This window comes from Natronomonas salsuginis (assembly GCF_005239135.1).
Taxonomy (GTDB): Archaea; Halobacteriota; Halobacteria; order Halobacteriales; family Haloarculaceae; genus Natronomonas; species Natronomonas salsuginis.
On the sequence record NZ_QKNX01000006.1, the window covers coordinates 141816 to 165903 of the forward strand.

Consider the following 24088-nt stretch of genomic DNA (forward strand, 5'->3'; position numbering starts at 1 on the left):
GTCAGTCCCTGCGCCGCCACCAGAGGACGCCCCCGGTGAGCAGCGCAACGAGCGCGACGACGCCGACCGCGACGACGAGCGTCGAGGGCCCGTCGTCGCCGTCGTCGACCCGCTCTTCGATCTCGACCGGGTGTTGGTAGGTGCGCGAGAGCACCGTCTCGTCGCCTTCGGTATCGTACTGGAAGTCGAGTTCGACCCGATGCGTCTTCGGCATCGCGCCGCCCGCCGCGGTGAGGTCGAAACGGATCTCGCCCGTCTCGCCCGGTTCGAGCTCGTCGACGAACGCCTCGTCGCTCGACGTCGACAGCGGGCTATCGGCGTACAGCTTCGCGTTGACGTTCCGGAGCGTCTCGGGACGTTCGTTGGTAATCGACAGCGTGAGCTCGGTCGTCGATCCCTGCGTCACCCGTACGTCGTCGCCGCCGATCGAGAACTCGCCGCGGCTCTCGTTGACCACGACGCGGTCGGAAACCGGCCCGATCGTCGCCGTCGTGCGCCCGCCGTTGGCGTATTCGAGCGTGAAGCGGACCTGTCTGGGACCGGGGGACGCTTGGCCGCTCACTTCCGTCGGGTACTCGAAGTCGATCGTCTCCCCGGCGGCGAGCGCCGGCAGCGCGATCCGTCGCTCCTCGATCACGAGCGAGTCGCTGGCCGGTTCGATGACCAACACGCCGTCGGTGATCTCGCTCGGACCGTCGTTTCGGACCGTCCCAGTGATGTCGCCGGCGTAGCCGACCGAGAGGGTGTCATCGAGGGTCGAGACGGTGAACGACTGGGCCGCGTTCGGGACGATGCTCCGCGTCGCAGTCCGCGGCTCGCGGTCGATGCCTTCCTCGTTCTCGTACTCGAAGACGGCCTCGATCGGCTTTTCACCGGCCTGGATCGCCTCGGCGACCGAGATGTCAACGCCGACGGTTCGAACCGCGCCCGGATCGAACTCGCCGAGGAACGCCTCGGCGTTGCCGCCGTCGATCGTCACGCCGCCGCCGCCCGTGATCGTCGCCGTGGTCGCGTAGGCGGTTGCCGAGCCGACGTTCTTGAGTTCGATTTCGGCCTCGCCCGTCGTGCCGGGCTGGGCGTCGGTCGTCACGTTGCCGATCGCGAAGAGGGCGTCGTCGGTCACCGTCACCTCGAACGTCTCTTCGGTGCTTCGACGGAGGCGCTGGTCGCCGGCCGAGGTCTGCCTATTCGTGACGGAGTAGTCGATCTCGGCTTCGATCTCGTAGGTTCCGGGGTCGATGTGTTTAGGTACCACGACGCGGAACTCCGCCGACGAGACGGCACCGTCGCGGATCGTCCCGATCGGTGTTTTACCGGTTCGCACGTCGAACGGTCCCTCGTCGGTAATCTCGACGCTGACGGCGCGAGCGGTCGTCACCGCCCCGGTCGCGGTGCCGGCCTGGACCGACGCGTCGTTTTGGACGCGCACGACGAACTCCGATTCGGTGCCGGGGGCGACCTCGTTCGCCGGGAGGTACGCGTCCAGTTCGGGTTCGCCTAGACTCACCTGTCCGACGGCCGCGCCCGAAAAGAGCGTCGTCGTCGCGAGCAGACTGACGACGAGTACGAGGGCGACGAACGCCGCAGATCGAGCGGTAGGTGATCGCCCGGAACTCATCGATCCGATCCGATCGCGGTGAAGGTATAAAAAACGGAAGCGGAGGTGCCGGTTCGTCCGAGGCGGGTGACGGACATCGCGTCAGCGGGAAGGCGGGACCAATCCATCGCGTCGATAGAGTCACGGAACGGATTTAACGTTTTTGATTGAACGTTTATTCAAAACGGTTAACGCGGTGGGTGTAGTATACGGCGTATGTCACTCCTGCCCTCCCCAGTCCCCGCTTTCCGGACCTCCACGGCCCCGATCGTCGGACCGCCCGCCGCCGAATCCGGGACAGTCTTTAGCGCCCTCCACCGAGGTGTCCGAAATGGACGTCTTTGAGGATCCCGAGTCGACGCGCGAGGAGATCCTTGCCGCTGCCTACCGTACACTCTGTGAACACGGCTACGCTGATCTGACGATGGAACGAATCGGCGAGGAGTTCGACAAGAGCGTCTCGCTCGTCTATCACCACTACGACGGCAAGGACGATCTCCTTCTCGCGTGTCTGGAGTTCATGCTCGAAAACTACCGGGCCGACACCGACGCCGGTCCGCCCGCCGATCCGCGCGAGGCGATGGAAACGGTCTGTGATCGGCCGTCGCTCGTGGACGCGCCCGCGGAGGCCCAGCAGTTCGTTCGAGCGCTCGTCGAACTCCGGGGGCAAGCACCGCACAACGAGGCGTACAGGGATTACTTCACGCGGAGCGATCGGTTTTTCGAGGCTCAAATCGCAACGATCATTAAGACCGGCGTCGAACAGGGGGTCTTCCGGGCGGTCGATCCGGAGCGAACCGCCCGGATGATCCACACCGTGCTCTCGGGGGCGTTCTTCCGCTATGCGACCTCGGTGGACGACGCGTGGCTTGCCGACATCCGGGAAGAGCTCCGCGCGTACAACGAACGAACGCTGTACCTCCAGGACGGGGACGAAGAGCCGTAAGCGAACCTTTTTATCCGGAACGGTCGGACACGAGGTATGAGCGCGACCCGGTCTGTAGTACGCGGGCTGTAACCGCGCGCCTTCTCCGTCGCGCGCACGTGCCACGTGACTACCGACCGGTCTACGCGAGATCAATCATGAGCGAGGTTCCAGACAGCTACGACCCAGCAGAGGCGGAGCGCAAGTGGCGCGACGAGTGGCTCGACTCGGACGTCTACAGCTACGCGGACGACGACGAGCGCCCGGACTACATCATCGACACGCCGCCGCCGTACCCGACCGGCAACCTCCACATCGGTAACGCCCTCGGTTGGTGTTACATGGACTACGCCGCCCGGTACCACCGACTGCAGGGCGACGACGTACTCTTCCCGCAGGGGTGGGACTGCCACGGACTGCCGACCGAGGTGAAAGTCGAGGAGAACCGCGACATCCACCGCACGGACGTCTCCCGCGAGCAGTTCCGCGAGTGGTGCATTGAGCACACCGAATCGCAGATCGGCGCGATGAAGGAGACGATGCTCACGCTCGGGTTCTCACAAGACTGGGACCACGAGTTCCGGACGATGGACGACAGCTACTGGGGGAAGACCCAGCGCTCGTTCGTCGAGATGGCCGAGTCGGACTACGTCTATCAGGACGAACACCCCGTCAACTGGTGTCCCCGGTGTGAGACGGCCATCGCCGACGCCGAGGTCGAGAACGAGGACCGCGAGGGAACGCTCTACTACGTCACCTTCGAGGGGGTCGGTAACGACGACATCGAGATCGCGACCACCCGGCCCGAACTGCTCTCGGCCTGCGTTTCGATGGCCGTCGATCCCGACGACGAGCGCTACGCCAACCGGGTCGGTGACACCTTCGAGGTGCCGCTGTTTGGCCAGGAGATCGAACTGATCGCCGACGAGGACGTCGACGGCGAGTTCGGCACTGGCGCGGTCATGATCTGCACCTTCGGGGACAAACAGGACGTCACCTGGTGGGCCGAACACGACCTCGACCTTCGCGCGGCCGTCACCGAGGACGGCCGGCTCAACGAGCTGGCCGGCGAGTTCGAGGGACTCCCCATCGACGAGGCCAAATCCGAGATCGCCGACGCCCTCGACGACGCGGGGCTCCTGAACGACCACGAACACACCGAACAGTCCGTCGGCTGCTGTTGGCGCTGCGACACGCCGATCGAGATCCTCTCGAAGGAGCAGTGGTTCGTCGAGGTGAACCAAGACGAGATCCTCGAGGCCGCCCAGGAGATCGAGTGGTTCCCCGAGCACATGTACACCCGCCTGGAGGAGTGGACTGAGGGGATGGAGTGGGACTGGGTCATCTCCCGTCAGCGCGTCTTCGCGACCCCGATCCCCGCCTGGGAGTGCACGGAGTGCGGCCACGTCGAGATCGCCGGCGTCGACGAGGTGCCCGTCGATCCGACCGCCGAGGACCCCGCCGTGGGGTCGTGTCCGGAGTGTGGGGCCGGCGCGAGCCCGGAGGGGTCGCGAGGCGGAGGCGGTGAAACCGCCGGAACGGTGTGGACCGGCGAGACGGACGTGATGGACACGTGGATGGACTCCTCCATCTCGGCGATGTACGTCGCCGGCTGGCCCGAGGAGGCGTTCCAGCCGGTCCAACTGCGCGAGCAGGGCCACGACATCATCCGGACGTGGGCCTTTTATACGATCCTTCGGACCGTCGCCGTCACCGACGAGATTCCCTGGGAAGAGGCGCTCATCAACGGAATGGTCTTCGGCGACGACGGCAACAAGATGTCCAAATCGCGCGGCAACTTCGTCCAGCCCGAGGAGGTCGTCGAGGAGCACTCGGCGGACGCCTTCCGACAGGCGATGGCGCTCGGCGGCCAGCCCGGCACCGACATCCAGTTCCAGTGGAAGGAAGTCACCTCCGCGACCCGATTCCAGACGAAGCTGTGGAACATCACCCGCTTCGCCTCCGAGCACGTCGACGAGTCGACGCCCGAGATCGCCGATCCGGCCTACCGGGACGCCGACGCGTGGATCCTCTCGACGTGCGCCCGCGTCGCCGACGAGGTCGCCGCCGACATGGACGAGTACCGCTTCGACAGCGCGCTCCGGAAGGTCCGCGAGTTCGTCTGGCACGACCTTGCCGACGACTACCTCGAACTGATAAAGGGCCGGCTCTACGAGGGACGGCCCGGCGAGCGCCGCGCCGCCCAGCACGCGCTGTACACCGCGTTGAGCGCCTCGATTCGGATGCTGTCGCCGTTCGCGCCGTTCATCACCGAAGAGGCGTGGAGCCACCTGCCGACGGCGGGCAGCGTCCACGGCTCCGCGTGGCCGGAGATCCCCGAGGACGACGCCGACGCCGAGGCGCGCGGCGAGCTGATCGCCGAGATCGCCGCGACGATCCGTGGGTGGAAATCCGATGAGGGCAAGCCGCTCAACGCCGATCTCGATCGTATCGAGGTGTACCTCGACGAGGAGCGCCCCCTCGACACGTACGACCTCGCCGACACGGTCAACGGCCCGGTCTACGTCGAGGAAGGATCGCCGAACGTCGAGCTCGTTCCGGTCGGCGTCGACATCGACCACAGCGAGCTCGGTCCGGTCTTCCGCGATCGGGCCGGCGCGGTCGTCGGCCGGCTGGAGTCGGCCGACCCCGTCGAGCTACAGGCGGAACTCACCACGTCCGGGCACGTCGAGTTCGAGGTCGACGGCGAGACGCTGACCGTCGAGGCGGACATGTTCGAGATCGTCGAGGAACAGCGCGCCGAGAGCGGCGAGGAGGTCACGATCCTCGACGCGGGCGAGGCGACGATCCTCGTGTTCGAGTAGGGGCGCTGGCGCGTCGGGATTTATATACTGGCGCTTCAGGCCGCGGCGGTTGTTTATATCTCGTTCGGACCTACGTCAGTGCCTGTTTATCAATACACGGCCCCTCGAGATCCGAGCGCGCTGCGCCACTGACGCGTCCGGGATCACTCGAAGTGGATGAGCGGTTTGATGATGTCGTCCTCTTTGGTCTCCATCAGCCGGAACGCCTCGTCGATCTCCTCGAAGTCGAACTCGTGTGTCGTCATGAGGGTCGGGTCGACGCGATCGCGCTCGAGGAGCCGAAGCAGACGCTGCAATCGGAGCCTGCCGCCGGGACAGAGCCCGGTGACGATGTCCTTTTCGGCCATCCCGACGCCCCAATCCTCTCGAGGGATGGAGACGTGTTTGCCCTCGCCGTGGTACCCGACGTTCGAGATCTTCCCGCCCGCTTTCGTGACCGAGACGCACTGTTCGAGCGTCCCGCTCGTCCCGAGCGCTTCGATGGCGGCGTCGACGCCCTCACCGTCGGTGAGCTCCATGATCTGCTCGACCGGATCGCCATCTTCGAAGTCGACGATGTCATCGGCGCCGTAGGTCCGTGCGAGCTCCTGTCGGTTCGGCACCGTCTCGACGGCGATGATGTGGCCGGCGCCCTGAAGCTCGGCCCCCTTCGTCGCCATCAGTCCGACGGGCCCTTGCGCGAAGATCGCGACGATCCCTCCGATCGGGATCTCGGCGTGCTCGGCGCCCATGAATCCCGTACTCATCATGTCGGTGACGTACACCGCCGCCTCGTCGGAGACGCCGTCGGGGATGTGCGCCATGTTCGCGTCGGCTTCGTTCACGTGGACGTAGTCGGCGAAGGTGCCGTCCTTTACGTTCGCGAACTTCCACCCGCCGAGGGCTTGCTCCGATTGGGAGGGGTGGCCGTCCTGGGCGGCGAGTGAGCCCCAATCGGGGGTGATAGCGCCCACGGCGACGCGGTCGCCCGGGGCAAACACGTCGACGTCTTCGCCGACCGTCTCCACGACGCCGACGATCTCGTGACCGAGCGTGAGATTCTCCCGCTCGCCGATCGCGCCGTGGACGGTGTGTACGTCCGAGGTGCAGACGAGCCCCTTCGTCGGCCGAACGATGGCGTCGGTTGGGCCCGCGTCCGGGACATCTTTTTCGGCGGATCCGATCTCACCAATCTGCTCCATAACGAATGCATCCATCGGAAATTTCTCCGCTAGGATGGGGGTCGGGCGCGAGTATAATCCCAAGGCTGGGTTCCCGTGCCGTGATAATTTCGGCTCCGCCCGAACCCCGATGACCCGAGACGGTTCGGCACCCGCACCCAACGCGCTTCGTGAGTCCGTCCACTCAGGTGCGTTGCTCGTTCAGCAGCCACGAGTACCTCCTCACGTGTCCCGCGGATAGCACGATCCTCGACTCGGGCGCGGCGACGATCATGGTGTTCGAGCAGTTTCCGGTTCGCACGCGCCTTCGACCGACGGCACGCACCTCGACTCACGAGCCGGCAACGGGAGAAGTATCCTACCGACTGGTACAGAGGGAGTACCCAGCCGGCTGTGACCGGCATTCGACCCGACCAACTCCATGGTAGCACGCCACCCTACTACTTTATATCCTATTAAATTCATTATGTGTTAGTTATGAAACACATACCGGACCGTACTGCCGTCATGCGCGTGGTTCTCTCGATTATGCTCGTCGTCGCCGCGGTCGGCGCCGTCGCGACGCCGGCGGCGGCCCAAAGTGACCAACCCGACTGGGCGGTCGAGATGTTCGAGGACATGCAGCCGATGGTCGAGACGTACAACGAGAACGTCAATCGGGACGATTTCGGGTTCATGGCCACTCAGTTGCAAGATCAGGACGTGAACCTCGTCGTGGACGACCCCGCGAACGGCTCCGAGGCGTCCGTGTCGTTCACGCTGGACGACGACCTCCGGATGCAGGAAGTGGAACTCGGACCCCGTGACGACGCCACGCTCCGGATGGACACGGACAAGGCGACGATGGATGAAATCATCGCGTCCGACAGCCCCGAGGCGGAGTTCCGGTTCGCCGTCGTCAACGACGATATCACCATCTCTGGCATCGGGACGTTCGCCATGATAAAATGGGTGGTCATCGACGTTGTCGCTGTTGTCCTCAGGGGCATCTTCGGCTGACGCGGCCGACGTTCGCTGACGGTCGAGAACGTTTGAGACGCCCGTCAATTTATATACTCCACACAGCGGCCCCCCGGCTCGCTTTTTTTCCGACGCTGGTAGTCGCTGCCTTTTATATACAAACCGAGCGACGAAAGCCGACATTTAAGTATCCCGGAATGTTTGAGTACGGTACTGTGTCAACTGGTGTACCACCACAAGGGCTATCGGTTCCGTGGGGAATCCTCCGGGGCGTCCGGAAGTTTCGGAGCGCACAGCAGCGCGACGGCTGTGCGGTCGGCTGTCCCCACGGTCGGGCCGACGACGGTCGGCTCCCGTGGGCGACCGAGGGCGCGTACGGCGGGTGGGGTGGGCACGAGCATCACGGCACCGGCGCCGACAGCGACCGCCGCCCGGTCGTCTTCGCACACGGCAACCAACGCGACGCCTGCGATTGGGAGCCCCACGCCGAGTTCTTCTTGGAGCGCGGCTACACCGGCAACGATCTCTGGGCGATCACCTTCCGCGAGGGGACGCCGACCCACGAGTCGATGGCCGAACAGCTCGACGCCTTCGTCGGCGAGATCCGCGAGCACACCGGGGCGGACGCGGTCGACGTCGTCGGCCACAGCCTCGCCGTCACCGGGCTCCGCTACTGGCTCGCGACCCGCGGCCGCTTCGAGTGGGTCGACACTTTCGTCGGCCTCGCGGGCGCGAACCACGGCACCGTGTTGAGCACGTGGTGCGTCGAGACCGGCCTCCAGCGCGGCCCCTACGGGAGCAACCGGTTCCTCCGCGCCGACTACGACGAGGTTCCCGACCACCCGCTCGCCAGCTTAAACACCGACGAGACGCCGGGCGACATCGACTACTACACGATCCGCGGCACCGATGACACGATCTTCTGGCGCTGTCACGACAGCCCCGTCCTCGACGGGGCGACCAATCTCGCGCTCGAAACCGACCACGACGGCGTTCGCGCTGACCTGCGGGCCATCGAGCACATCTTCGAGTGGGTCTCCGGGACCCACCCGTACAACGTCCAACATCAGGTCGCCGCGCCGAAGTAGTCCGGTTCGACGAAGTCCCGTCGCCGTCACCCTTACGCCGCACGACACCCTCCGTCCGGTATGGCCGGCCGCATCATGACCGTCAACGCGTACACGACGCTGGATCTCCTCGACGGCGAGGTCGAGGGCCACGGCTTCACGGAGGAGGCCTACGCCGTCCTGAACGTCACCAGCCCGCGGACCGATCCGGACCACGTTTCGCTGCAACTGGAACTCGACAATACCGAACTCGAGCGGCTGGAGCCGCACGCCGACACGGTTCGGCTCTCGCCCGAGGAGGCGCGCACGCTCGCCGCCGACCTCGAAAAACACGCCGAGACGGTCGAGGCGGCGAGCGAGTAGTCGGCTTCCCGGTCAGGCGAGTCTGGCGAGCTCCTCGTCGCGCAACTCGATCTCGCCCGCGGCGACGTTCGCCTCGAGGTGCTCGACGCTCGACGTGCCGGGTATCGGCAACGTGACCGGCGATCGTTCGAGCAGCCACGCCAGCGCGATCGACTGGACCGTCGTCTCGTGTGCGTCCGCGATCTCCGCGAGCCCGTCGACCGAGTCGAGCTCGCCGGCCGCGAGCGGAAACCACGGGATGAAGCCGATCCCGAGCTCCTCGCAGGCGTCGAGGACGTCGGCTTCCTCGCGGTCGGCGACGTTGTATTGGTTCTGCACGGTCGCGATCTCGACGTGGTCACGGGCCGTCTCGAGTTGGTCGACACTCACGTTCGAGAGCCCGACGTGCTCGATCACGCCGTCGTCCTTCAGCTCCGCGAGCGTCGTCACGCTCGCCTCGAAGTCCGCCTCCGGGTCGGGTCGGTGGAGCTGGTACAGATCGATACAGTCCGTCCGGAGCCGATCGAGGCTGCACAACACGGCGTTTCGGAGGTGGTCGGGGTCGCCGCGGGGCAGCCACTCGCCCTCGCGGTTCCGCAACAGCCCGCCCTTCGTCGCGACGACGACGTCGTCGTACGGCGCGAGCGTCTCGCCGATGAGTCGCTCGCTGACGCCCGGCCCGTAGGAGTCGGCGGTGTCGATCAGGTCGACAAGCTCCGCCGCCCGCCGGAGGACCTCGCGCGCGGTCTCGGGATCGTCCGGCTCGCCGATGATGTTCTCGCCCGTGATCCGCATCGCGCCGAACCCGAGCCTGTCGACCGTCAACTCGCCGCCGATGTCGAAGGTGTCCGCGCTCATGTGTCGTGTCGGCTTCGAGCGGACGACGTATAAAACGCGGGTCGACGCGTCTCTCACACCGAAAACAGGGTTCGAACGTCGTCCCACGAGTCGACGACGTGCGCGCCGTCGCAGGCGGCGGGATCGCTGTAGGGCTGTCGCATCAAGAAGCCCGTCTTGCCCGCCGACAGCGCGTTGGCGACGTTGCCGTGGTAGTCGTCGATGAGCGCGTCGCCGTCGAGCGCGCCCTTGTCGCGGGGGACCTCGTCGTGGAAGGCGTCGTACTCGATGCCGTGCTCGTCGAGCCACGCCTTCGAGACGTCGTGCGTCTCGGGGATCCGGTGGGTCGCGATCTCGATGCGGTACGCCGAGCGGAGCGTCGAGAGGGTCTCCGCGACACCTGGGCGCGGCTCCATCCCGCCGAAGTACCACTCGGCGTGATCGGTCATCAACTCGCCGATGACGTGGCCGACGTGGCCGTCGACGCCGGGCACGTCGTAGGACCACGCGTCGATCTCGTTGGGTTCGACGTCGTGGTCGTACTCGCGGCGCAGATGCGTACAGAGCCGGGGGAGCTGCTCTGCGACGACGCCGTCGAGATCGACGAGGAGCGTCGAGCCGGTTGGGAGGGGGCGGTCGGTCATTACCGCTGTTAGGGGCCGGAGCGATTTAAATGGTACTCGCCGGCTACGGCACGTCGATTTCGCCCCCGATCTCCGGCGCGGTCGCCTCGAACCCCGCCGCCCGAAGCTCCTCGGCGAACCAGCCACAGCTGTCGCCGTGGTTGAGGAGGATCGGTGCGTCGGCGTACGAATCGAGGAACGATCGGAGCCCGTTCCGGTCGGCGTGTGCCGAGAAGTCGTACTGCTCGACCTGGGCGGACACCCGAAGGTGTCGGCGACCGATCTCAGCGCTGCCGGTCTCTATGAGCTGGCGGCCGGGTGTCCCCTCGACCTGATACCCCGAGAAACAGATCTTGTTCATCGGGTTCGCGTGGATCTCGGGGATGTACGTCATCGCTGGGCCGCCCGAGAGCATTCCTGCCGTGGTGATGATGACCGTCGGCTCGCTCGCGATCCGCTTTCGCTGGCCGTCGCGGCCGGTGACGATGCGCGCGTTCGATTTCGCCCGCGCCATCGCGTCGGCGTCCCGGAGGAACTCGGGATACCGACGGACGAGTTCGGTCACCTCGACGCCCATGCCGTCGACGTAGCAGTCGATGTCGTGGGCCGCACAGAGCAACATCAGCTCCTGGGTCCGGCCGATCGCGAAGGCCGGCACGACGACCGTGCCGCCCTCCCACAGCGTCGTCCGGACGCTCTCGACGAACCGCGTTTCGACCCGCTCGCGGGGTTCGTGCTCGACGTCGGCGTAGGTGCTCTCGCAGATCACGATGTCGGCGTCGGGGCGATCTGTCGTGGCCGACACCAATCGCTGGTCGTCGGTGTGGAAATCGCCCGTGTAGAGCAGCCGCGTTTCCCCGTCGCTAACGAGAACGTGCGCGCTGCCCGGAATGTGGCCGGCGTTGAAGAACTCGACGCGGTGGCCGGCCGCCTCGAACGGCTCGCGGTAGCCGTGCGTCCGCGACACCTCGGTGACGCGGCTTCGCTCCTCCCTGGTGAAGGGACACAGCGGCGTTCCGCCACGCAGCTTGAGCGTGTCCCGCGCCAGCGTCATCGCCAGCTCGTAGGTCGGCGGCGTCCAGTGGACCGCCGGCCGATCGTCGCCCGACAACAGCGCGGGGATCGCCCCGACGTGGTCGAGGTGGCCGTGGCTGACGACGACCGCCTCGGGTGAGACGTCCCCGACCGGATACTGCGGCGGATCGCCGGTCTTCGTCCCGAAATCGAGCAGGAGCGACTCGTCGATCAAGATCGCGCTGCGACCGACTTCGCCCGCACCGCCGAGAAACTGGACGTTCACTGTCGGCTGCTACTCGCCCGGCCCGTTTGCACCCATCGGTTCGGGTGGCCCCTCGACCCGCTCACTCGCCGCCCTCGGCGGCGTCTTTCATGTCCTGGAGTCGGTCGATGAGCGACTCCTCCTCGTCGAACTCGAACTCCACGCTGCCGTCGTGGTCGTTCTCGTGGACGTTGACCGCGCCGCTGTCGTCCGTGTCGACGTTCTGATTCTGCTGTTCGGATTCGTCGTAGCTACCGAAGCCCATACGCCTCGAACGAGGATCTCCCGACGGAAAAGCACCCCGGGTCGACGCGTCGTCGGCGTCGCTCTCAGCCGAACCGGCGGAGCTGAAATTCGGCGTACCCACCGTAGGCGAACTCGAGGGAGCCGATCCACCAGTTCCACCGATCCGCCGGGCCGCCCTCGGGGGCGTCCGCAAGCTGGACCGCGACGTGTTCCGCGGTGAGGTCGATCCCCGCATTGTCGGCGTAGCGGCCGCTGTCGGCGAGGTCGCGCGCGTGTCGCGCGACGGCCCGACGCTCGGCTTCGTCGCCGCCGAACGGCTCCAGCCCCGAGACGAGCGCGTCGACGTCCAGATCGGTCTTCGGATCTTCCACGCTGGAAATACCGCCCGGATCGACTTGAGCGTGTGGTCGACCGGGACGGCGCGGCAACCCAAGCGTACAATCCGTCGCCGTCCCGACCTGCGGGCATGACGGAGCCACAGCCGAGCGAGATTCCGGACGACGCCGCAGAGTTGCTCCAGACGTATCTCGACGCTGAACACGGCTTTCTCTCGTGGCTCAACTTCACCGTCGACCGCCTCGAAACCGACCGAATGGTGGCGACGATCCCGTTCGACGAGAAGCTCACGAATCCGACCGAACCGCCGACCGTCCAAGGTGGTATCGCTTCCACGCTCATCGACGTGGTCGGCGGCATCGTCCTCCGACCGTATCTCACCGACCCGATCAACGACGATCTGGCGACGATCAACCTCAACGTCAACTACCTCCGGCCGGCTGCGGGCGATCTGACGGCGACCGCGGAGGTCGTCAGAGTCGGCGGCAGCGTCGGCGTCTCGACCGTCGGGGTCGAGAGCCAAAGCCACGACGGCGAGGCGTGTCTGGTCGCCGTCGGGCAGGGGGCCTATCGGCTCTTTCGGAGCTGATCGCGTGACGGGAATCGGTCTCCGAAGCCGTCGCACGGTCCGGGAATCGGACGAACACATATGGATCGTGGGGCCGAACCACCGGTCATGAGCGCGACAGCACCCTTCGTCAACGGTGGCGATCCGGCCGGGACGATCCTCGTCACTCGGCTGCTCGCCCACGCTTCGATCGCCGTCGCAGCGGCCATCCTGCTCGTCTTCTTGGCGGTCTACGTCCGCCGCGTGCTCGCCGAGGGATTCGACTACGAGTGGGGGTACCTCGCCGTCGCGATCGGCGCCGCGATCGTCTACGGCGTCGCCGGTATCGCAACCGATCTGACCGGCCGCGTGTGGCTCGCCGTCTTCGCGGAGGGGGCGGTGCTGTTTTTCATCCTCTTCATCGCGCTCGGACTCCGGGCGATGTATCACGCCGACCGCCCCGACGGGGCGTCGGGCCGGCTGCTTCCCGTGTGGGTCGACGGCCTCGTGGTCGTCGGCTTCGTTGCCGCGTGGTGGATCGGCTACGTCGCCGCTGACGCGTGGACGCGCCCCGTCGTCGCCGTCGGCTGGATCGGCGCGTCGATCTGGGCGATCTTTTACGGCGTTCGAACAACGCGCGCACACGAGGGGACGACGTTCTCCGCGATCACGCGACACCTGCTGCCGGCGACCGTCTGCGTCGTCGGGATCGTCGTGACGGATCTGGCGAGCGGCGTCGTCGGCCTCGATCGCAGCGTCGTCGATGCGGTCTGGCTCGTCGGGACGGTCCTCGTCGCCGCGTTCCTGTTCAACACCGCGGTCGCCATCCGCCAGCAGGAGGGCGAGGTCGAGCGGATGTTCGATCGGACGACGTGGCGCCAACAGCGGCTGGACTGACGACCGCAACCGCCCCCGGCGCGTACCGCCCCGAGCCGAACATACTTTCGAGACGCAGCCGTATGGCGGACATGTCACGGCTGACACGCCGTCGGTTCCTCGCCGGCGCGGCCGGAGTCGCCGCCGGACTCGCCGGTTGTACGACTGGTGCTCGGGATCCGCCCGAGCCGATCGAACCGCTCGACGCGCCGGTTGACGGCGGTTCGAAGTACGCCGCCGCGTACGAGCGGACCATCCGGTCGGTCGTCTTCGTTGGCGACGAATCCGGCGGCGGCTCGGGGTTCGTCCACGACGGCGTCGTCGTCACGAACCAACACGTCGTCGGCGACGCCGAAACGATCGACGTTCGCTTCGAGAACGGCGAGTGGCGCAGCGCGGGCGTCACCGCGACGGACGTGTACGCCGACCTCGCCGTCCTCTCGACGGACGTTCCAGACTACGCCCGACCGCTGTCGTTCGTCGAGTCGATCCCCGCGGTCGGCACCGAAGTGCTCGCGCTGGGGAGTCCCTTCGGTCTCGAGTCCTCCGTTTCGGCCGGGATAATTAGCGGTAAGAACCGGTCGCTCCCCAACGAACAGACCGGCTTTTCGATCCCGAACACCGTCCAGACCGACGCCGGATTGGACCCCGGAAACAGCGGCGGGCCGCTGGTCACGATGGAGGGAATCGTGACCGGCGTCGCCGTCGCGGGTGCGGGCACGAGCGTCGGGTTCGCCGTCTCGCCGCTGCTCGCTCGTCGGGTGCTCCCGGAGTTGATTCGGACCGGCAACTACGATCATCCGTTCCTCGGTATTCAACTCGTGAACGTGACGCCGGCCATCGCCGAGGCGAACGAGCTCGACGAGGCTCGCGGCGTGCTCGTCGTGGCTACCGCTGCCGGGACGCCGGCCGCCGGGACCTTCCGAGACGTCACGAGCGAGACGGAGATCGACGGACGACCGGTCCCCGTCGGCGGCGACGTCCTCGTCGAGCTCGCGGGCAACGCGATCGACTCGAACGCGGATCTGGGAACGACGCTCGCGCTCGAACTCTCGCCCGGCGACCGCGTTCCGGCGACGGTGATCCGCGACGGCGAACTGCGGGAGTTGACCGTCGGCATCGGTGCGCGGCCGGAGCCCTGAGCCGGCGTCGACCCACCGGCCCCCCGGCTCACTCCTCGGCGTCGTCGCTCTCGGCGTCCTCGAGCAGCCCGCGCAGCTCCGGAATCGTCGCCGTGAGCTCGCCCACCTGCTCGTGGGCCGTCGTGATCCGCCCGAGGGTCTCTTCGAGCTCGGCGAGCTCGTTCTCGAGGTCGTCGGCGTCCTCGAAGGCGTCGGCCTTCCTGCCGATCGCGAACCACTTTTTCGCGTCCCTGAGGTGCGCCTCGGCGTCGCCCGTGTCGAGCGCGCCCTTCAGGCCGTTGAGGACGCCGAGCGTGTTGTCAGCCTCGGCATCCCAGACGGCGTCGGCTTCGGGGAGGGCCGCTCTCGCCGCGTCGAGGCTCGATTCGACATCCTCGCGCATCTCCGTCGCGGCTTCATCGAACAGTTCGTCGTCGTCGAGTGTCGCCTGACTCATATCGGATCTCTTGTGCGCCTGCGGTTAAAAACACGCCGCGAAGCGAAAGTGAAGATCGCGGTCGCGAGCCGGCCGCTACGGACGCTCGACGCGGTCGAGTTGCATCCGCGGGTAGTCGCCGTCCATCGCCATCGAGGCGACGACGGTCGCGCCCTCGTAGTCGATCACGATCTCGACATCGATGAACCGACCCGTGAGTTCCGTGTACTCGGCCGATTGGGCGGCGAGCGCTGCCTCGAGTTCGTCGTCGCGGATCTCGACCGTCACGTCGGTGCAGAACGGCTGGTTCTCGATCGATTCCTCCATCGCACGCGCGAGGCTCGCGCTGCTGTCCGGCGAGACGGGCGTTCCCGCGAACTGGTGGTACAGGCTTCCGAACTTGATCCCTGCCTCGAAGCAGGCTGTATCCGGCGTGGTCGGGTCCATGCCGACCGCTCGGTCGCTGTCCACTAATTCGTTCGCCATCGGGACGCGGATCATCGGCTCGCTCGGGATGCGGACCGCCGTCTCGGAACGCATTTACCGCTCACGCCCGTTCGGACCGTATGGAATACGAATCGAGTCTCGACCGAGCGCTCGAAGCCGTCCCGGACATCGGGTCGGCGAGCGAGCGGCTCTCGGTCCCCGATGCGGTCGCACAACCCGACGGCGCGTTCACGCGATTTACGAATCTCGATGCGATCGCCGACGCGCTGAACCGCGACACGGATCACGTCCACCGCTACGTCCAGCAGACACTCGCGACCTCCGGAAAACTCGACGAGGGCGTCGGCCGATACAACGGAAACTTCGACGCCAGCGATTTCGAGCGCGTGATCGACGATTACACCGAGGAGTACGTCCTCTGTAGCGAGTGCGGGCTGCCGGACACCCGCCTCGTCCAGGAGAATCGCACCCTTATGCTCCGGTGTGACGCGTGTGGTGCGTTCCGCCCCGTCTCGAAGAACAAGCGATCGAACACCACCCAAGAGCGCCAAGACGACGTGCAGGCCGGCAAGACCTACACGGTGAAGGTGACCGACACCGGCCGGAAGGGCGACGGCGTCGCCCACCGCGGCGACTACACGATCTTCGTTCCGGGGGCCAGCGAGGGCGACGTCGTCGACATCTACATCGAGAGCACCAGCGGCAATCTCGCCTTCTCGCGGCTCGCCTGACGACTTTTCTTGACGATTGTTCATTAAATTGTCTACCCGGCGACTAAAACCCAACATCCGTTTCGTGCGAATATTGCCAAACCACCGGATACGGGGCGAAACACGCCGGATTTATATCCGTGGACAATCGATTGATGAACGATATGGGACAGACGATTGCCGAAAAAATTCTCGACGACCATCTCGTCGAAGGTGAACTCGAAACCGGAGAGGAGATCGGTATCGAGATCGATCAGGTGCTGACACAGGACACGACGGGGACGCTCGTGTGGCTGCAGTTCGAGGCGCTCGGCCTCGACGAGGTCCAGACGGAACTCGCCGCGCAGTACTGTGATCACCAGACGTATCAGTTCGACTTCAAGAACACCGACGACCACCGCTTCCTCCGCAGCGCCGCGGGGACGTTCGGGGCCTACTACAGCCGCCCCGGCAACGGTATCTGTCACAACGTCCACAAAGAGAACTTCGCCGCGCCCGGCAAGACGCTCCTCGGCTCGGACAGCCACACGCCGACGCCAGGCGGCCTCGGCCAGCTCGCGATCGGTTCGGGTGGCCTCGACGTCGCCGTCGCGATGGGCGGCGGCGCCTACTACATCGAGATGCCGGAAGTCGTCAACGTCCACCTCACGGGCGAACTCCCCGACTGGGCGACCGCGAAGGACATCGCGCTCCACTTGCTCGGTGAGCTCTCGGTGAAAGGCGGCGTCGGCAAGATCTTCGAGTACAGCGGCCCCGGCGTCGAGTCGCTGACCGTCCCCGAGCGGACGACGATCACGAACCTCGGCACGGAGCTCGGTGCCACCTCCTCGATCTTCCCGACCGACGAGAAGACGAAGGACTGGCTGTCGCGGATCGGCCGCGAGGACGAGTACGTCGACCTCCAGGCCGACGAGGACGCCGAATACGCCGACACGATCGAGGTCGACCTCGCCGAGCTCGAACCGCTCATCGCCTGCCCGTCGATGCCCGACAAGGTCGTGCCCGTCCGCGAGGTCGCCGGCACGGACGTCGAGCAGGTCATCATCGGCTCCTGTACGAACGGCGCCTACGAGGACATCCTCCCCGGCGCGAAGATGCTCGAGGGCCGCACGATCGACCGGAAGACCGAGATGATCGTCGCGCCCGGCTCGAAGCAGGCCTCCGAGATGCTCGCCCGCGAGGGCTGGACCGCGGAGATGATGGCTGCCGGCGTCAACTTCTCCGAGGCGACGTGCGGTGCCTGCATCGGTATCGGTCACGTGCCCTCCTCCGATTCGGTTTCGCTGCGAACATTCAACCGGAACTTCGAGGGTCGATCCGGGATCGAGGACGACAACGTCTACCTCTGCTCGCCCGAGGTCGCCACCGCGGCGGCGATCGCCGGCGAGATCGTCGACCCGCGCGACCTCGCCGACGAACTCGGCGACCTCGATGCGCCTGGCCTCCAGATGGCCGACAAGTACAGCGAGGGGATGGGACGGGACGACCCCGATATAATCTCGCCCGACGAGGCCGTCGACGACGACCTGATCAAAGGTCCGAACATCGGCGACGTGCCCCTGAAAGACGAACTCGACGCCGACATCTCCGGGCCGGCCCTCCTGAAGATGGAGGACAACATCACGACCGACCACATCATCCCGGCAACGCAGGACATCCTGATGTACCGGTCGAACATCCCGAAGCTCTCGGAGTTCACGCTCTCTCGCGTCGACGAGACCTTCGCCCAGCGCTCGCTCGACTCCGATGGCGGCTTCCTCGTTGCGGGCGAGAACTACGGACAGGGCTCCTCGCGTGAGCACGCGGCACTGTGCCCGATGTACCTCGGTATCGAGGGCGTCCTCGCACAGAGCTTCGCCCGCATCCACAAGGCGAACCTGTTCAACTTCGGGCTCCTCCCGCTGGAGATCGACGCCGACGACTACGAGAAGATCGAGCAGGGCGACGACATCGAGATCGTGGACGACGTCGCCGAGGCCGTCCGATCCGGCCAAGAGGAGTTCACCGTCCGCGTCAACGACGACTGGGAACTCACGGCCACGCTCGACGCCTCCGAGCGTGAGCGACAGATCCTCGCCGACGGCGGCAAGCTCTCGCACACGAAAAAGCAGGCCGAAGGCGACAGCGGCGCGGCGCCCGCCGACGACTGAGACGGCACTCGCTCCGACTTTTTATTTGCGTCCGATCCGTGAGTGACGTCGTCGTTCCGGCGCCGCGAGCGCTGGGCGTCCTCGCTCACGATGATCTCCGTCCCCCGCGACTCGATCCCGCCCGCCCTCGAGACCGCGGCGCGACGCGTCCGCCGCCACTTCGTGATCGACACGCGGGCGCTGGCGGCGCTTCGGATCACTCTCGGCGGGATCCTCCTGTTCGATCTCCTTGCTCGGGCGGGGAACTTCGATCTGTTGTACAGCGCCGACGGGCTCTATCCGCTCTCTGTCCACGCCGCCGCCTACGGATCGTCAGGACTGGTCTCGCTGCACGCGCTCTCGGACACCGCTGTGTTTCAGAGGTACCTGCCACGTTCCCAACACCCATATAGCGATCCAAAACGGTCATCGACGGGGTGACGAGTAGTACGCTTTCGGCTTCGAGCTCACGCTCTTTGGTAACGGCGGCCTCGTCACCGTCGATGACATCCCGAATAAAACTCGTATCGACGATCATCGCTATTCAAACCGATCCGAGATTTCACAAACTTCTTCGCGGTCCGCTTCATCAGCGGTTTCGATGGCCTCTCACATCTCACGCACCTGCTTTCGGTCGAAGACATCGGGGATCGCAGAGTGATCGCCCACCGATCAACCGTGCGACGGCGCCGCTGAACGACTCGTCATCGCGCTTGTTTGCCTTGATTCGCTCGTACACGTCATCTTCGAGACGGATCTGATGCGACATCTCTGTTGACAGTGTTGACGCTCTACGAGAATGATGAGTGGGGTGGCTCAGTACGGTGAACACACCAGTTCGATCCCCGTCTCGAAGTCGATCGCCGGCTCCCACCCGGTCGCCGCGTTGAGCTTCGAGTAGTCCGCGCAGGTGTCGTGGACGTACACCGACTCGGGGATCGGATTCTCCACGTATTCGGCCTCGACGTTCGTCCCCAACTCCGCGTTCAGGAGGTCGACGACCTCGTTGAACGAGTAGCGCTCGCCGGTCCCGACGTTGTACACGCCGTCGAGTCGGTGCTCGGCGGCGAGTTCGATCCCGCTGACGATATCGGAGACGTGCGTGAAGTCGCGGGTCTGGGTGCCGTCGCCGTACAGCACCGGCGATTCCCCGTTGACGATGTCGTCGGCGAACTGCGCGATCACGTTCGCGTACTCGCCCTTGTGTTCCTCCGCGCCGCCGTAGCCCTGATACACGGAGAAGAATCGGAGGCCGGACAGCGACATCCCGTAGTGGTTCGAAAAGTACTCCGCGTAGCGCTCGCGGGCGAGCTTCGAGGCCTCATAGCCCGTGTTGACGGCCACGTCCATGTCCTCGGGAGAGGGCTCGGTCCGCGAGCCGTAGATCGATGACGTCGAGGCGTAGACGACGGTGTCACAGCCGTCTTGACGCGCTTGATCGACGACGTTGACGAACCCCTCGACGTTCACGCGCGCGCCGCGCCGAGGCTCCTCCTCGTGCATCGCGTACGAGGACAGCGCCGCGAGGTGAAAGACGACGTCCACGTCGGTCGGCAGGTCGTCGTCGAGGACGGATCGGTCGTAAAACGCCACGCCGTCGTCGAGATTCTCGGGCGTCCCGAGGTAACAGTCGTCGACGACGACGACGTCGTTGTCTTCGGCCAGCCGGTTCGCCAGGTTCGAGCCGATGAACCCCGCCCCACCCGTGACGAGGACGCGTTGGTCCTGCATACGCGACCGTCGTCGAATCGGCACAAAAACGTTGCGAGCGAGGAGTCGAGCGCACTGCCGCGAACTTAAATACCAGAACGGATAACCTCCTCTCAGTGATCGAACGCCGAGGCGCCCACACGACCGCGCGGATCATGACCGACGACGAGGGGCTCGTCGCGTCGAACGTCCTCGACCAGCTCGACGATCTGGTGGAGCACCCGGCCTTCACCGAACCGATCCGGATGATGCCCGACGCCCACGTCGGCGCGGGCGCGCCGGTCGGCTTCACCATGCCGCTCGGCGAGCGGATCGTCCCGAACATCGTCGGCGTCGACGTCGGCTGCGGGATGGCGGCGTTCGAACTCGGCGACACGCTGCCGCTTGCGGACGCCGACCGCGAACGCACCGTCCGCGACGCCGTCCCGATGGGCCGATCGGTCCACGACTACGACGACGCCGTCCACCTCGTCGACGAGTTCCCGTTCGAGCGCGCCAACCGGGTCTTCGAGCGCTTCGACGACGCCCACGCCGACCGCTTCGGCGAGCGGATCGATCCCGGCTTCGAGTTCGACGGCTACGACGAGGCGTACTTCAAATCGCTCTGCGAGCGCGTCCTCCGCGAGCAGCGACAGGGGATGCGATACGTCATCCGGAGTGCGGGCACGCTCGGCGGCGGCAACCACTTTGTCGAGTTCGCCCGTTCACGCGAGACGGGTCGGTACTGGCTCGTCGTCCACAGCGGATCGCGTTATCTCGGCAAATCCGTCGCGGACTTTTGGCAGGGGCGGGCCAACGACTACCGCGCCGCGGACGCGATCCGCGACGCCATCGATGAGGACGACGTCCGCTTCTTGAAGTTCGATCCCGAGGCGGTCAGCGATCGCGAACTGTACACGTGGGTGACTGGTGGGATGGGCGAATCGCACCTCGAAAAAGACGCTATCTTGGAGGCGTTCGACGGCACGGAAATCGAGCGCACCTTCGATCGGCTCTCGCGCCCGGCTGAGAACGTCGCGGAGCGAAACGACGAGCTCGACTATCTCGAGGGGCGTGAGGCGCACGGCTACTACGTCGACATGCTGTTCGCCCAGCAGTACGCCCGCTGGAACCGCACACTGATCGGTGAGGCAATCTGCGACGCGCTCGCCGTCGAGTCCACCGACGCGTTTCAGTCGATCCACAACTACGTCGACTTCCGCGATCTGACGATCCGTAAAGGGGCGACGCCGGCCCGCGAGGGCCAACGGCTCGTCGTCCCGCTCAACATGGCCGAAGGATCGATCATCGCCCGTGGGAGGGGCAACGACGCGTACAACCGGAGCGCCCCGCACGGCGCGGGCCGAACGATGAGCCGCAGCGAGGCCTTCGAGACGGTCGCGCTCTCCGAGTTCGAGGCCTCGATGGACGGTATCTATTCAGAATCGATCGTCGACGGTGTCCGCGACGAAGCGCCGATGGCGTACAAACCCGCCGAGTCTATCGTCGACGCGCTGGAACCGACCGCGGAGATCACGGAGTGGCTCGACCCCGTGCATAACATCAAGAGTCGGGATTGAGTCGATACGACGGCAAACTCATCGCCGATCGCGAAGCCGCTCATCGAACGCGTCGAACAGTTCCCAAAGAAGCCCGGATGCCGAACGCGCGTTGAACGAAACCGGTTCGTAGCTGTACGCACTATCCGTGTTCTCGCGCTCCTGATAGTGGAGCAATCCATCGACGTGTGGATTCGGTTTGCAGTGGAAGCCGCAGTCGAAGCCGCTCGATTCACTGTAGTGAAACGTGTAGTACGCTCGAATTGAGGTTCGGGCCCTGATGATCCCCATTAACACGATCGATCCTGCAAGAACCACACTCACGCCGGCCGACCTCGTGGCCGCTGACCCACCGGTCCGCCTCGCGCCTGACTCGTCGGGACTCCGTTCGATTCGATCCATTGCAACTAGGTTGCTGACGCCGCCGAGGACTCGCGCACGTTCGCTCGCTGCTCCGGGATCAGGTCGAACTCCGGATCGATGTCGCCGAGAACCAAGAGCGCGTAGTACCGGAGGTACGCCAGTACCGGGACCTGCACCAGCGCCGCGACGACGAGAATCGACAGTCCGAACAGCAGCCCGACGACCACGAGTACGCCGATCCCGAGCGGCTCGGCGACGAAGACGAGCAACCCCACGCCGACAGCGAAGAGAAGGCCGAACGGGATGAGCAGGGCGAGCGCCAACAGCCCGGTGGCCATCGCGATGAGGATCCCGCCGATGATCGAGAGGAAGAAACTCGAGACGGCGTAGGCGAGGTACTGCCAGGGGTTCGCGGTGATCGTGGGCCAGAGCCGACGCCATCCGGCGAGGACGCCGCAATCCGTCTTGATCATGATCGGGACGACGAAGGCGGTGGTGAACCCGCTCACGAGCCCGACCACGAGCGCGAGGACCACGAACATCGGAATGAGCAACAGCACGATCGCGGCCACCGCTCCGGGGGTAACCGATTCCAGCGACAAGTACGCGATCGCACCGAATAGGAGTGCGGTTCCGAAGACGAAGAAGCCGATGACCAAACGGAAGCCGAACAGCCGGAGCCCCTGTCGCCATCGACGACGCCAGTACTGACGGATCGTCACCGTCTCGCTTCGGAGCGACTCGACGAAGACGAACTCCATGATCGAACCAATGAGAGTGAACACGAGGGCGATGAGCACGATTGCGCCGACGACACCGGCGATCAGCAGCCACACTCGGGGTCCGGGATCGAAGCCGGGCATCCCGCCGGGCGGCGGGGTGCCGTTCCCGCCCCCGTTTCCGCCGGCCGTGTACTGGACCGGATTGACGCTTCCCCCCGGTCCACCGATAAAGAACGCGACGAACGCGAGCTTCACCCACACCGTTCGATCGATCGGCGTGAGAAGCGCCCGCGTCACGGCGAGCGCGTCGTCCAGATCCTCGAGCGCGTACAGCGTCATACGGTGCCTATACACACGAACGGGTATATTTTCTGAGTTGATTCTCAGTAACTGACATCCTCCCCGCGCTAAAGCGCGAGGATTCCTCCGTTGGGGGTTCGGCTACCGACCCACGGAGGCAACTTGCGGGTTCGTACGCACTTCTTTGGGACTTTCGTGAGGGTATGGTTTTCCCGACTAGTGTGAGTAGTGCTCCGGTAGATTGAATTCATGAATTCGAAAACGATCTCCGGGAGCGTTCTGACCGGTTTCGGAACGCTCGCGGTCGTTATCAGCTCGTGGGCTCGGCACTTCTTTTTGACCCAGTACCACATCGCGAGAGGAACGAGTCTAGAGGGTTCGGGGGAGTTCGCCCCCGGTCCGTACGGGACCGCGCCGGAATCCGTGCAGCTTTTTCTCGGGACTCGACTCCTCCTCTGGAGCGTGATCGGGATCGGACTCCTCCTCGTCGTGTGGGGCATCCGAGAGGACTAGATACAGCTGGTGGATCGTGACGAGATTCAGCGACGGTCACGCCGGTCGGTGAGATTCGCTCGAAGCTCCGCGAGCAATCCGAGGACGAGTCCGAACACAATCGTGAACACGAGGACCTGAAACAGATCTATCGTCCCCGTGAGGACGATCGTAGTCGAGAGGTACACCGCCAGTGCGACGACGATCGAGAGGAGCCAAAAGCCGACGTCGTAGGTCGCCGTCGTCGTGTCGCGTCCGACCGTGAGGAGAAAGAGCGCGCTGAACAGGAGGTTGATGCTCGCGATGGTGGCCGTCAGGACCGGGGTGGCCGGCTGCACCACGAGGACGCCCATGGCGATGATCAAAAAGAGGAGGCCTGCGCCGACTCGCTGTCGTGGCTCCACATCTCCGAGGAGGGCCATAGTCTGTGGAGTGCGGACTGTACAATAAACACTGCGCCGGTCGAGTCCGAATCCGGCTCATTGCTCCCCGCCCCCGAC

Annotated in this window: 26 protein-coding genes and 1 pseudogene; 13 read left to right on the forward strand and 14 right to left on the reverse strand. The window is 65.5% G+C overall.

All coding sequences use genetic code 11. The features are described 5' to 3' along the window. Position 1: 1 nt before the first annotated feature. The gene (locus DM868_RS13395; protein ID WP_137277340.1) at positions 2-1618 is read right to left on the reverse strand and encodes a COG1361 S-layer family protein; all 1617 of its coding nucleotides are present in this window, start codon (positions 1616-1618) and stop codon (positions 2-4) included. 310 nt (positions 1619-1928) lie between these two features. Here DM868_RS13395 and DM868_RS13400 point away from each other — a divergent pair, with 310 nt between their 5' ends. Together DM868_RS13400 and DM868_RS13405 are read left to right on the forward strand one after the other, a co-directional pair. After that, complete coding sequence (locus tag DM868_RS13400) at positions 1929-2543, forward strand: TetR/AcrR family transcriptional regulator (protein WP_137277341.1); 615 nt, start codon at positions 1929-1931, stop codon at positions 2541-2543. Positions 2544-2680: 137 nt separating this feature from the next. After that, positions 2681-5347: a valine--tRNA ligase gene (locus DM868_RS13405; RefSeq protein WP_137277342.1), complete on the forward strand. Its 2667-nt coding sequence runs from the start codon at positions 2681-2683 to the stop codon at positions 5345-5347. Positions 5348-5490: 143 nt separating this feature from the next. Here DM868_RS13405 and DM868_RS13410 read toward each other — a convergent pair whose 3' ends face one another. Then, positions 5491-6543, reverse strand: coding sequence for an NAD(P)-dependent alcohol dehydrogenase (locus tag DM868_RS13410; protein ID WP_137277343.1), 1053 nt, complete (start codon positions 6541-6543; stop codon positions 5491-5493). A gap of 441 nt (positions 6544-6984) precedes the next feature. On the opposite strand from DM868_RS13410, the gene DM868_RS13415 reads away from it, so the two are divergent. The 3 genes from DM868_RS13415 (at position 6985) to DM868_RS13425 (ending at position 8897) form a co-directional block, all read left to right on the forward strand. Beyond that, positions 6985-7506 carry a hypothetical protein gene (locus tag DM868_RS13415; RefSeq protein ID WP_137277344.1) on the forward strand — a complete coding sequence of 174 codons (522 nt, stop codon included), beginning with the start codon at positions 6985-6987 and terminating at the stop codon, positions 7504-7506. Positions 7507-7682: 176 nt separating this feature from the next. After that, positions 7683-8555 (forward strand): esterase/lipase family protein, encoded by an 873-nt coding sequence (locus DM868_RS13420; RefSeq protein ID WP_170964521.1) that lies wholly within the window; start codon positions 7683-7685, stop codon positions 8553-8555. A 60-nt stretch (positions 8556-8615) separates the two neighbouring features. Beyond that, positions 8616-8897 (forward strand): DUF6360 family protein, encoded by a 282-nt coding sequence (locus DM868_RS13425; protein WP_137277346.1) that lies wholly within the window; start codon positions 8616-8618, stop codon positions 8895-8897. Positions 8898-8909: 12 nt separating this feature from the next. Here DM868_RS13425 and DM868_RS13430 read toward each other — a convergent pair whose 3' ends face one another. The 5 genes from DM868_RS13430 to DM868_RS13450 form a co-directional block, all read right to left on the reverse strand. Further along, positions 8910-9734 carry an aldo/keto reductase gene (locus DM868_RS13430; RefSeq protein WP_137277347.1) on the reverse strand — a complete coding sequence of 275 codons (825 nt, stop codon included), beginning with the start codon at positions 9732-9734 and terminating at the stop codon, positions 8910-8912. A 53-nt stretch (positions 9735-9787) separates the two neighbouring features. Next, entirely contained in the window at positions 9788-10357 is a 570-nt protein-coding gene (locus tag DM868_RS13435; RefSeq protein ID WP_137277348.1) for a 5' nucleotidase, NT5C type, read from the reverse strand. 43 nt (positions 10358-10400) lie between these two features. Next, positions 10401-11636, reverse strand: coding sequence for an MBL fold metallo-hydrolase (locus tag DM868_RS13440; protein WP_137277349.1), 1236 nt, complete (start codon positions 11634-11636; stop codon positions 10401-10403). A gap of 61 nt (positions 11637-11697) precedes the next feature. Next, positions 11698-11880 (reverse strand): DUF5786 family protein, encoded by a 183-nt coding sequence (locus DM868_RS13445; RefSeq protein ID WP_137277350.1) that lies wholly within the window; start codon positions 11878-11880, stop codon positions 11698-11700. Positions 11881-11944: 64 nt separating this feature from the next. Beyond that, complete coding sequence (locus tag DM868_RS13450; RefSeq protein WP_170964522.1) at positions 11945-12232, reverse strand: hypothetical protein; 288 nt, start codon at positions 12230-12232, stop codon at positions 11945-11947. Between the two features lie 95 nt (positions 12233-12327). Here DM868_RS13450 and DM868_RS13455 point away from each other — a divergent pair, with 95 nt between their 5' ends. The 3 genes from DM868_RS13455 (at position 12328) to DM868_RS13465 (ending at position 14762) form a co-directional block, all read left to right on the forward strand. Further along, positions 12328-12786, forward strand: coding sequence for a PaaI family thioesterase (locus DM868_RS13455; RefSeq protein ID WP_137277351.1), 459 nt, complete (start codon positions 12328-12330; stop codon positions 12784-12786). An 87-nt stretch (positions 12787-12873) separates the two neighbouring features. Then, positions 12874-13641: a hypothetical protein gene (locus DM868_RS13460; protein ID WP_137277352.1), complete on the forward strand. Its 768-nt coding sequence runs from the start codon at positions 12874-12876 to the stop codon at positions 13639-13641. Positions 13642-13712: 71 nt separating this feature from the next. Next, positions 13713-14762: a S1C family serine protease gene (locus DM868_RS13465; RefSeq protein WP_137277353.1), complete on the forward strand. Its 1050-nt coding sequence runs from the start codon at positions 13713-13715 to the stop codon at positions 14760-14762. A gap of 28 nt (positions 14763-14790) precedes the next feature. On the opposite strand, the gene DM868_RS13470 is transcribed toward DM868_RS13465, so the two are convergent. Both DM868_RS13470 and DM868_RS13475 read right to left on the reverse strand, forming a co-directional pair. After that, positions 14791-15198, reverse strand: coding sequence for a DUF5790 family protein (locus DM868_RS13470; RefSeq protein WP_137277354.1), 408 nt, complete (start codon positions 15196-15198; stop codon positions 14791-14793). Positions 15199-15273: 75 nt separating this feature from the next. Next, entirely contained in the window at positions 15274-15624 is a 351-nt protein-coding gene (locus DM868_RS13475; RefSeq protein WP_137277382.1) for a dihydroneopterin aldolase family protein, read from the reverse strand. 119 nt (positions 15625-15743) lie between these two features. Here DM868_RS13475 and DM868_RS13480 point away from each other — a divergent pair, with 119 nt between their 5' ends. The 3 genes from DM868_RS13480 to DM868_RS13490 all read left to right on the forward strand — a co-directional run bounded on the left by DM868_RS13480 (position 15744) and on the right by DM868_RS13490 (position 18904). Continuing rightward, complete coding sequence (locus DM868_RS13480) at positions 15744-16355, forward strand: translation initiation factor IF-2 subunit beta (protein ID WP_137277355.1); 612 nt, start codon at positions 15744-15746, stop codon at positions 16353-16355. 143 nt (positions 16356-16498) lie between these two features. Then, positions 16499-18484: an aconitate hydratase gene (locus DM868_RS13485; RefSeq protein WP_137277356.1), complete on the forward strand. Its 1986-nt coding sequence runs from the start codon at positions 16499-16501 to the stop codon at positions 18482-18484. Positions 18485-18574: 90 nt separating this feature from the next. Continuing rightward, positions 18575-18904 carry a hypothetical protein gene (locus tag DM868_RS13490; protein ID WP_137277357.1) on the forward strand — a complete coding sequence of 110 codons (330 nt, stop codon included), beginning with the start codon at positions 18575-18577 and terminating at the stop codon, positions 18902-18904. Between the two features lie 99 nt (positions 18905-19003). Here DM868_RS13490 and DM868_RS13500 read toward each other — a convergent pair. Both DM868_RS13500 and DM868_RS13505 read right to left on the reverse strand, forming a co-directional pair. After that, positions 19004-19232 (reverse strand): annotated as a pseudogene (locus DM868_RS13500) (antitoxin VapB family protein). Positions 19233-19279: 47 nt separating this feature from the next. Further along, a complete protein-coding gene (locus tag DM868_RS13505; protein WP_137277358.1) occupies positions 19280-20194 on the reverse strand; it encodes an NAD-dependent epimerase/dehydratase family protein in 915 nt (304 codons plus the stop codon). Positions 20195-20328: 134 nt separating this feature from the next. Between DM868_RS13505 and DM868_RS13510 the strand changes: the two genes are divergently transcribed. After that, entirely contained in the window at positions 20329-21732 is a 1404-nt protein-coding gene (locus DM868_RS13510) for an RtcB family protein (protein WP_137277383.1), read from the forward strand. A gap of 18 nt (positions 21733-21750) precedes the next feature. Here DM868_RS13510 and DM868_RS13515 read toward each other — a convergent pair whose 3' ends face one another. Both DM868_RS13515 and DM868_RS13520 read right to left on the reverse strand, forming a co-directional pair. Then, positions 21751-22035, reverse strand: coding sequence for a hypothetical protein (locus DM868_RS13515; protein WP_187349123.1), 285 nt, complete (start codon positions 22033-22035; stop codon positions 21751-21753). An 83-nt stretch (positions 22036-22118) separates the two neighbouring features. Continuing rightward, positions 22119-23135 carry a DUF7544 domain-containing protein gene (locus DM868_RS13520; RefSeq protein ID WP_137277359.1) on the reverse strand — a complete coding sequence of 339 codons (1017 nt, stop codon included), beginning with the start codon at positions 23133-23135 and terminating at the stop codon, positions 22119-22121. Positions 23136-23345: 210 nt separating this feature from the next. Here DM868_RS13520 and DM868_RS13525 point away from each other — a divergent pair, with 210 nt between their 5' ends. Then, on the forward strand, positions 23346-23609 hold the full coding sequence (locus DM868_RS13525) for a hypothetical protein (RefSeq protein ID WP_137277360.1): 264 nt from the start codon (positions 23346-23348) through the stop codon (positions 23607-23609). A gap of 26 nt (positions 23610-23635) precedes the next feature. Here the strand turns inward: DM868_RS13525 and DM868_RS13530 are convergent, their stop codons facing one another. After that, on the reverse strand, positions 23636-24010 hold the full coding sequence (locus DM868_RS13530; RefSeq protein ID WP_137277361.1) for a hypothetical protein: 375 nt from the start codon (positions 24008-24010) through the stop codon (positions 23636-23638). Positions 24011-24088 lie beyond the last annotated feature (78 nt).

Bases quoted from the DNA above. Each gene is read 5' to 3' on its own strand.
- DM868_RS13395 (WP_137277340.1), bottom strand. From the start codon at position 1,618: ATGAGTTCCGGGCGATCACCTACCGCTCGATCTGCGGCGTTCGTCGCC.
- DM868_RS13400 (WP_137277341.1), top strand. From the start codon at position 1,929: ATGGACGTCTTTGAGGATCCCGAGTCGACGCGCGAGGAGATCCTTGCC.
- DM868_RS13405 (WP_137277342.1), top strand. From the start codon at position 2,681: ATGAGCGAGGTTCCAGACAGCTACGACCCAGCAGAGGCGGAGCGCAAG.
- DM868_RS13410 (WP_137277343.1), bottom strand. From the start codon at position 6,543: ATGGATGCATTCGTTATGGAGCAGATTGGTGAGATCGGATCCGCCGAA.
- DM868_RS13415 (WP_137277344.1), top strand. From the start codon at position 6,985: ATGAAACACATACCGGACCGTACTGCCGTCATGCGCGTGGTTCTCTCG.
- DM868_RS13425 (WP_137277346.1), top strand. From the start codon at position 8,616: ATGGCCGGCCGCATCATGACCGTCAACGCGTACACGACGCTGGATCTC.
- DM868_RS13430 (WP_137277347.1), bottom strand. From the start codon at position 9,734: ATGAGCGCGGACACCTTCGACATCGGCGGCGAGTTGACGGTCGACAGG.
- DM868_RS13435 (WP_137277348.1), bottom strand. From the start codon at position 10,357: ATGACCGACCGCCCCCTCCCAACCGGCTCGACGCTCCTCGTCGATCTC.
- DM868_RS13445 (WP_137277350.1), bottom strand. From the start codon at position 11,880: ATGGGCTTCGGTAGCTACGACGAATCCGAACAGCAGAATCAGAACGTC.
- DM868_RS13455 (WP_137277351.1), top strand. From the start codon at position 12,328: ATGACGGAGCCACAGCCGAGCGAGATTCCGGACGACGCCGCAGAGTTG.
- DM868_RS13460 (WP_137277352.1), top strand. From the start codon at position 12,874: ATGAGCGCGACAGCACCCTTCGTCAACGGTGGCGATCCGGCCGGGACG.
- DM868_RS13465 (WP_137277353.1), top strand. From the start codon at position 13,713: ATGTCACGGCTGACACGCCGTCGGTTCCTCGCCGGCGCGGCCGGAGTC.
- DM868_RS13470 (WP_137277354.1), bottom strand. From the start codon at position 15,198: ATGAGTCAGGCGACACTCGACGACGACGAACTGTTCGATGAAGCCGCG.
- DM868_RS13475 (WP_137277382.1), bottom strand. From the start codon at position 15,624: ATGGACCCGACCACGCCGGATACAGCCTGCTTCGAGGCAGGGATCAAG.
- DM868_RS13480 (WP_137277355.1), top strand. From the start codon at position 15,744: ATGGAATACGAATCGAGTCTCGACCGAGCGCTCGAAGCCGTCCCGGAC.
- DM868_RS13485 (WP_137277356.1), top strand. From the start codon at position 16,499: ATGGGACAGACGATTGCCGAAAAAATTCTCGACGACCATCTCGTCGAA.
- DM868_RS13490 (WP_137277357.1), top strand. From the start codon at position 18,575: ATGATCTCCGTCCCCCGCGACTCGATCCCGCCCGCCCTCGAGACCGCG.
- DM868_RS13505 (WP_137277358.1), bottom strand. From the start codon at position 20,194: ATGCAGGACCAACGCGTCCTCGTCACGGGTGGGGCGGGGTTCATCGGC.
- DM868_RS13510 (WP_137277383.1), top strand. From the start codon at position 20,329: ATGACCGACGACGAGGGGCTCGTCGCGTCGAACGTCCTCGACCAGCTC.
- DM868_RS13520 (WP_137277359.1), bottom strand. From the start codon at position 23,135: ATGACGCTGTACGCGCTCGAGGATCTGGACGACGCGCTCGCCGTGACG.
- DM868_RS13525 (WP_137277360.1), top strand. From the start codon at position 23,346: ATGAATTCGAAAACGATCTCCGGGAGCGTTCTGACCGGTTTCGGAACG.
- DM868_RS13530 (WP_137277361.1), bottom strand. From the start codon at position 24,010: ATGGCCCTCCTCGGAGATGTGGAGCCACGACAGCGAGTCGGCGCAGGC.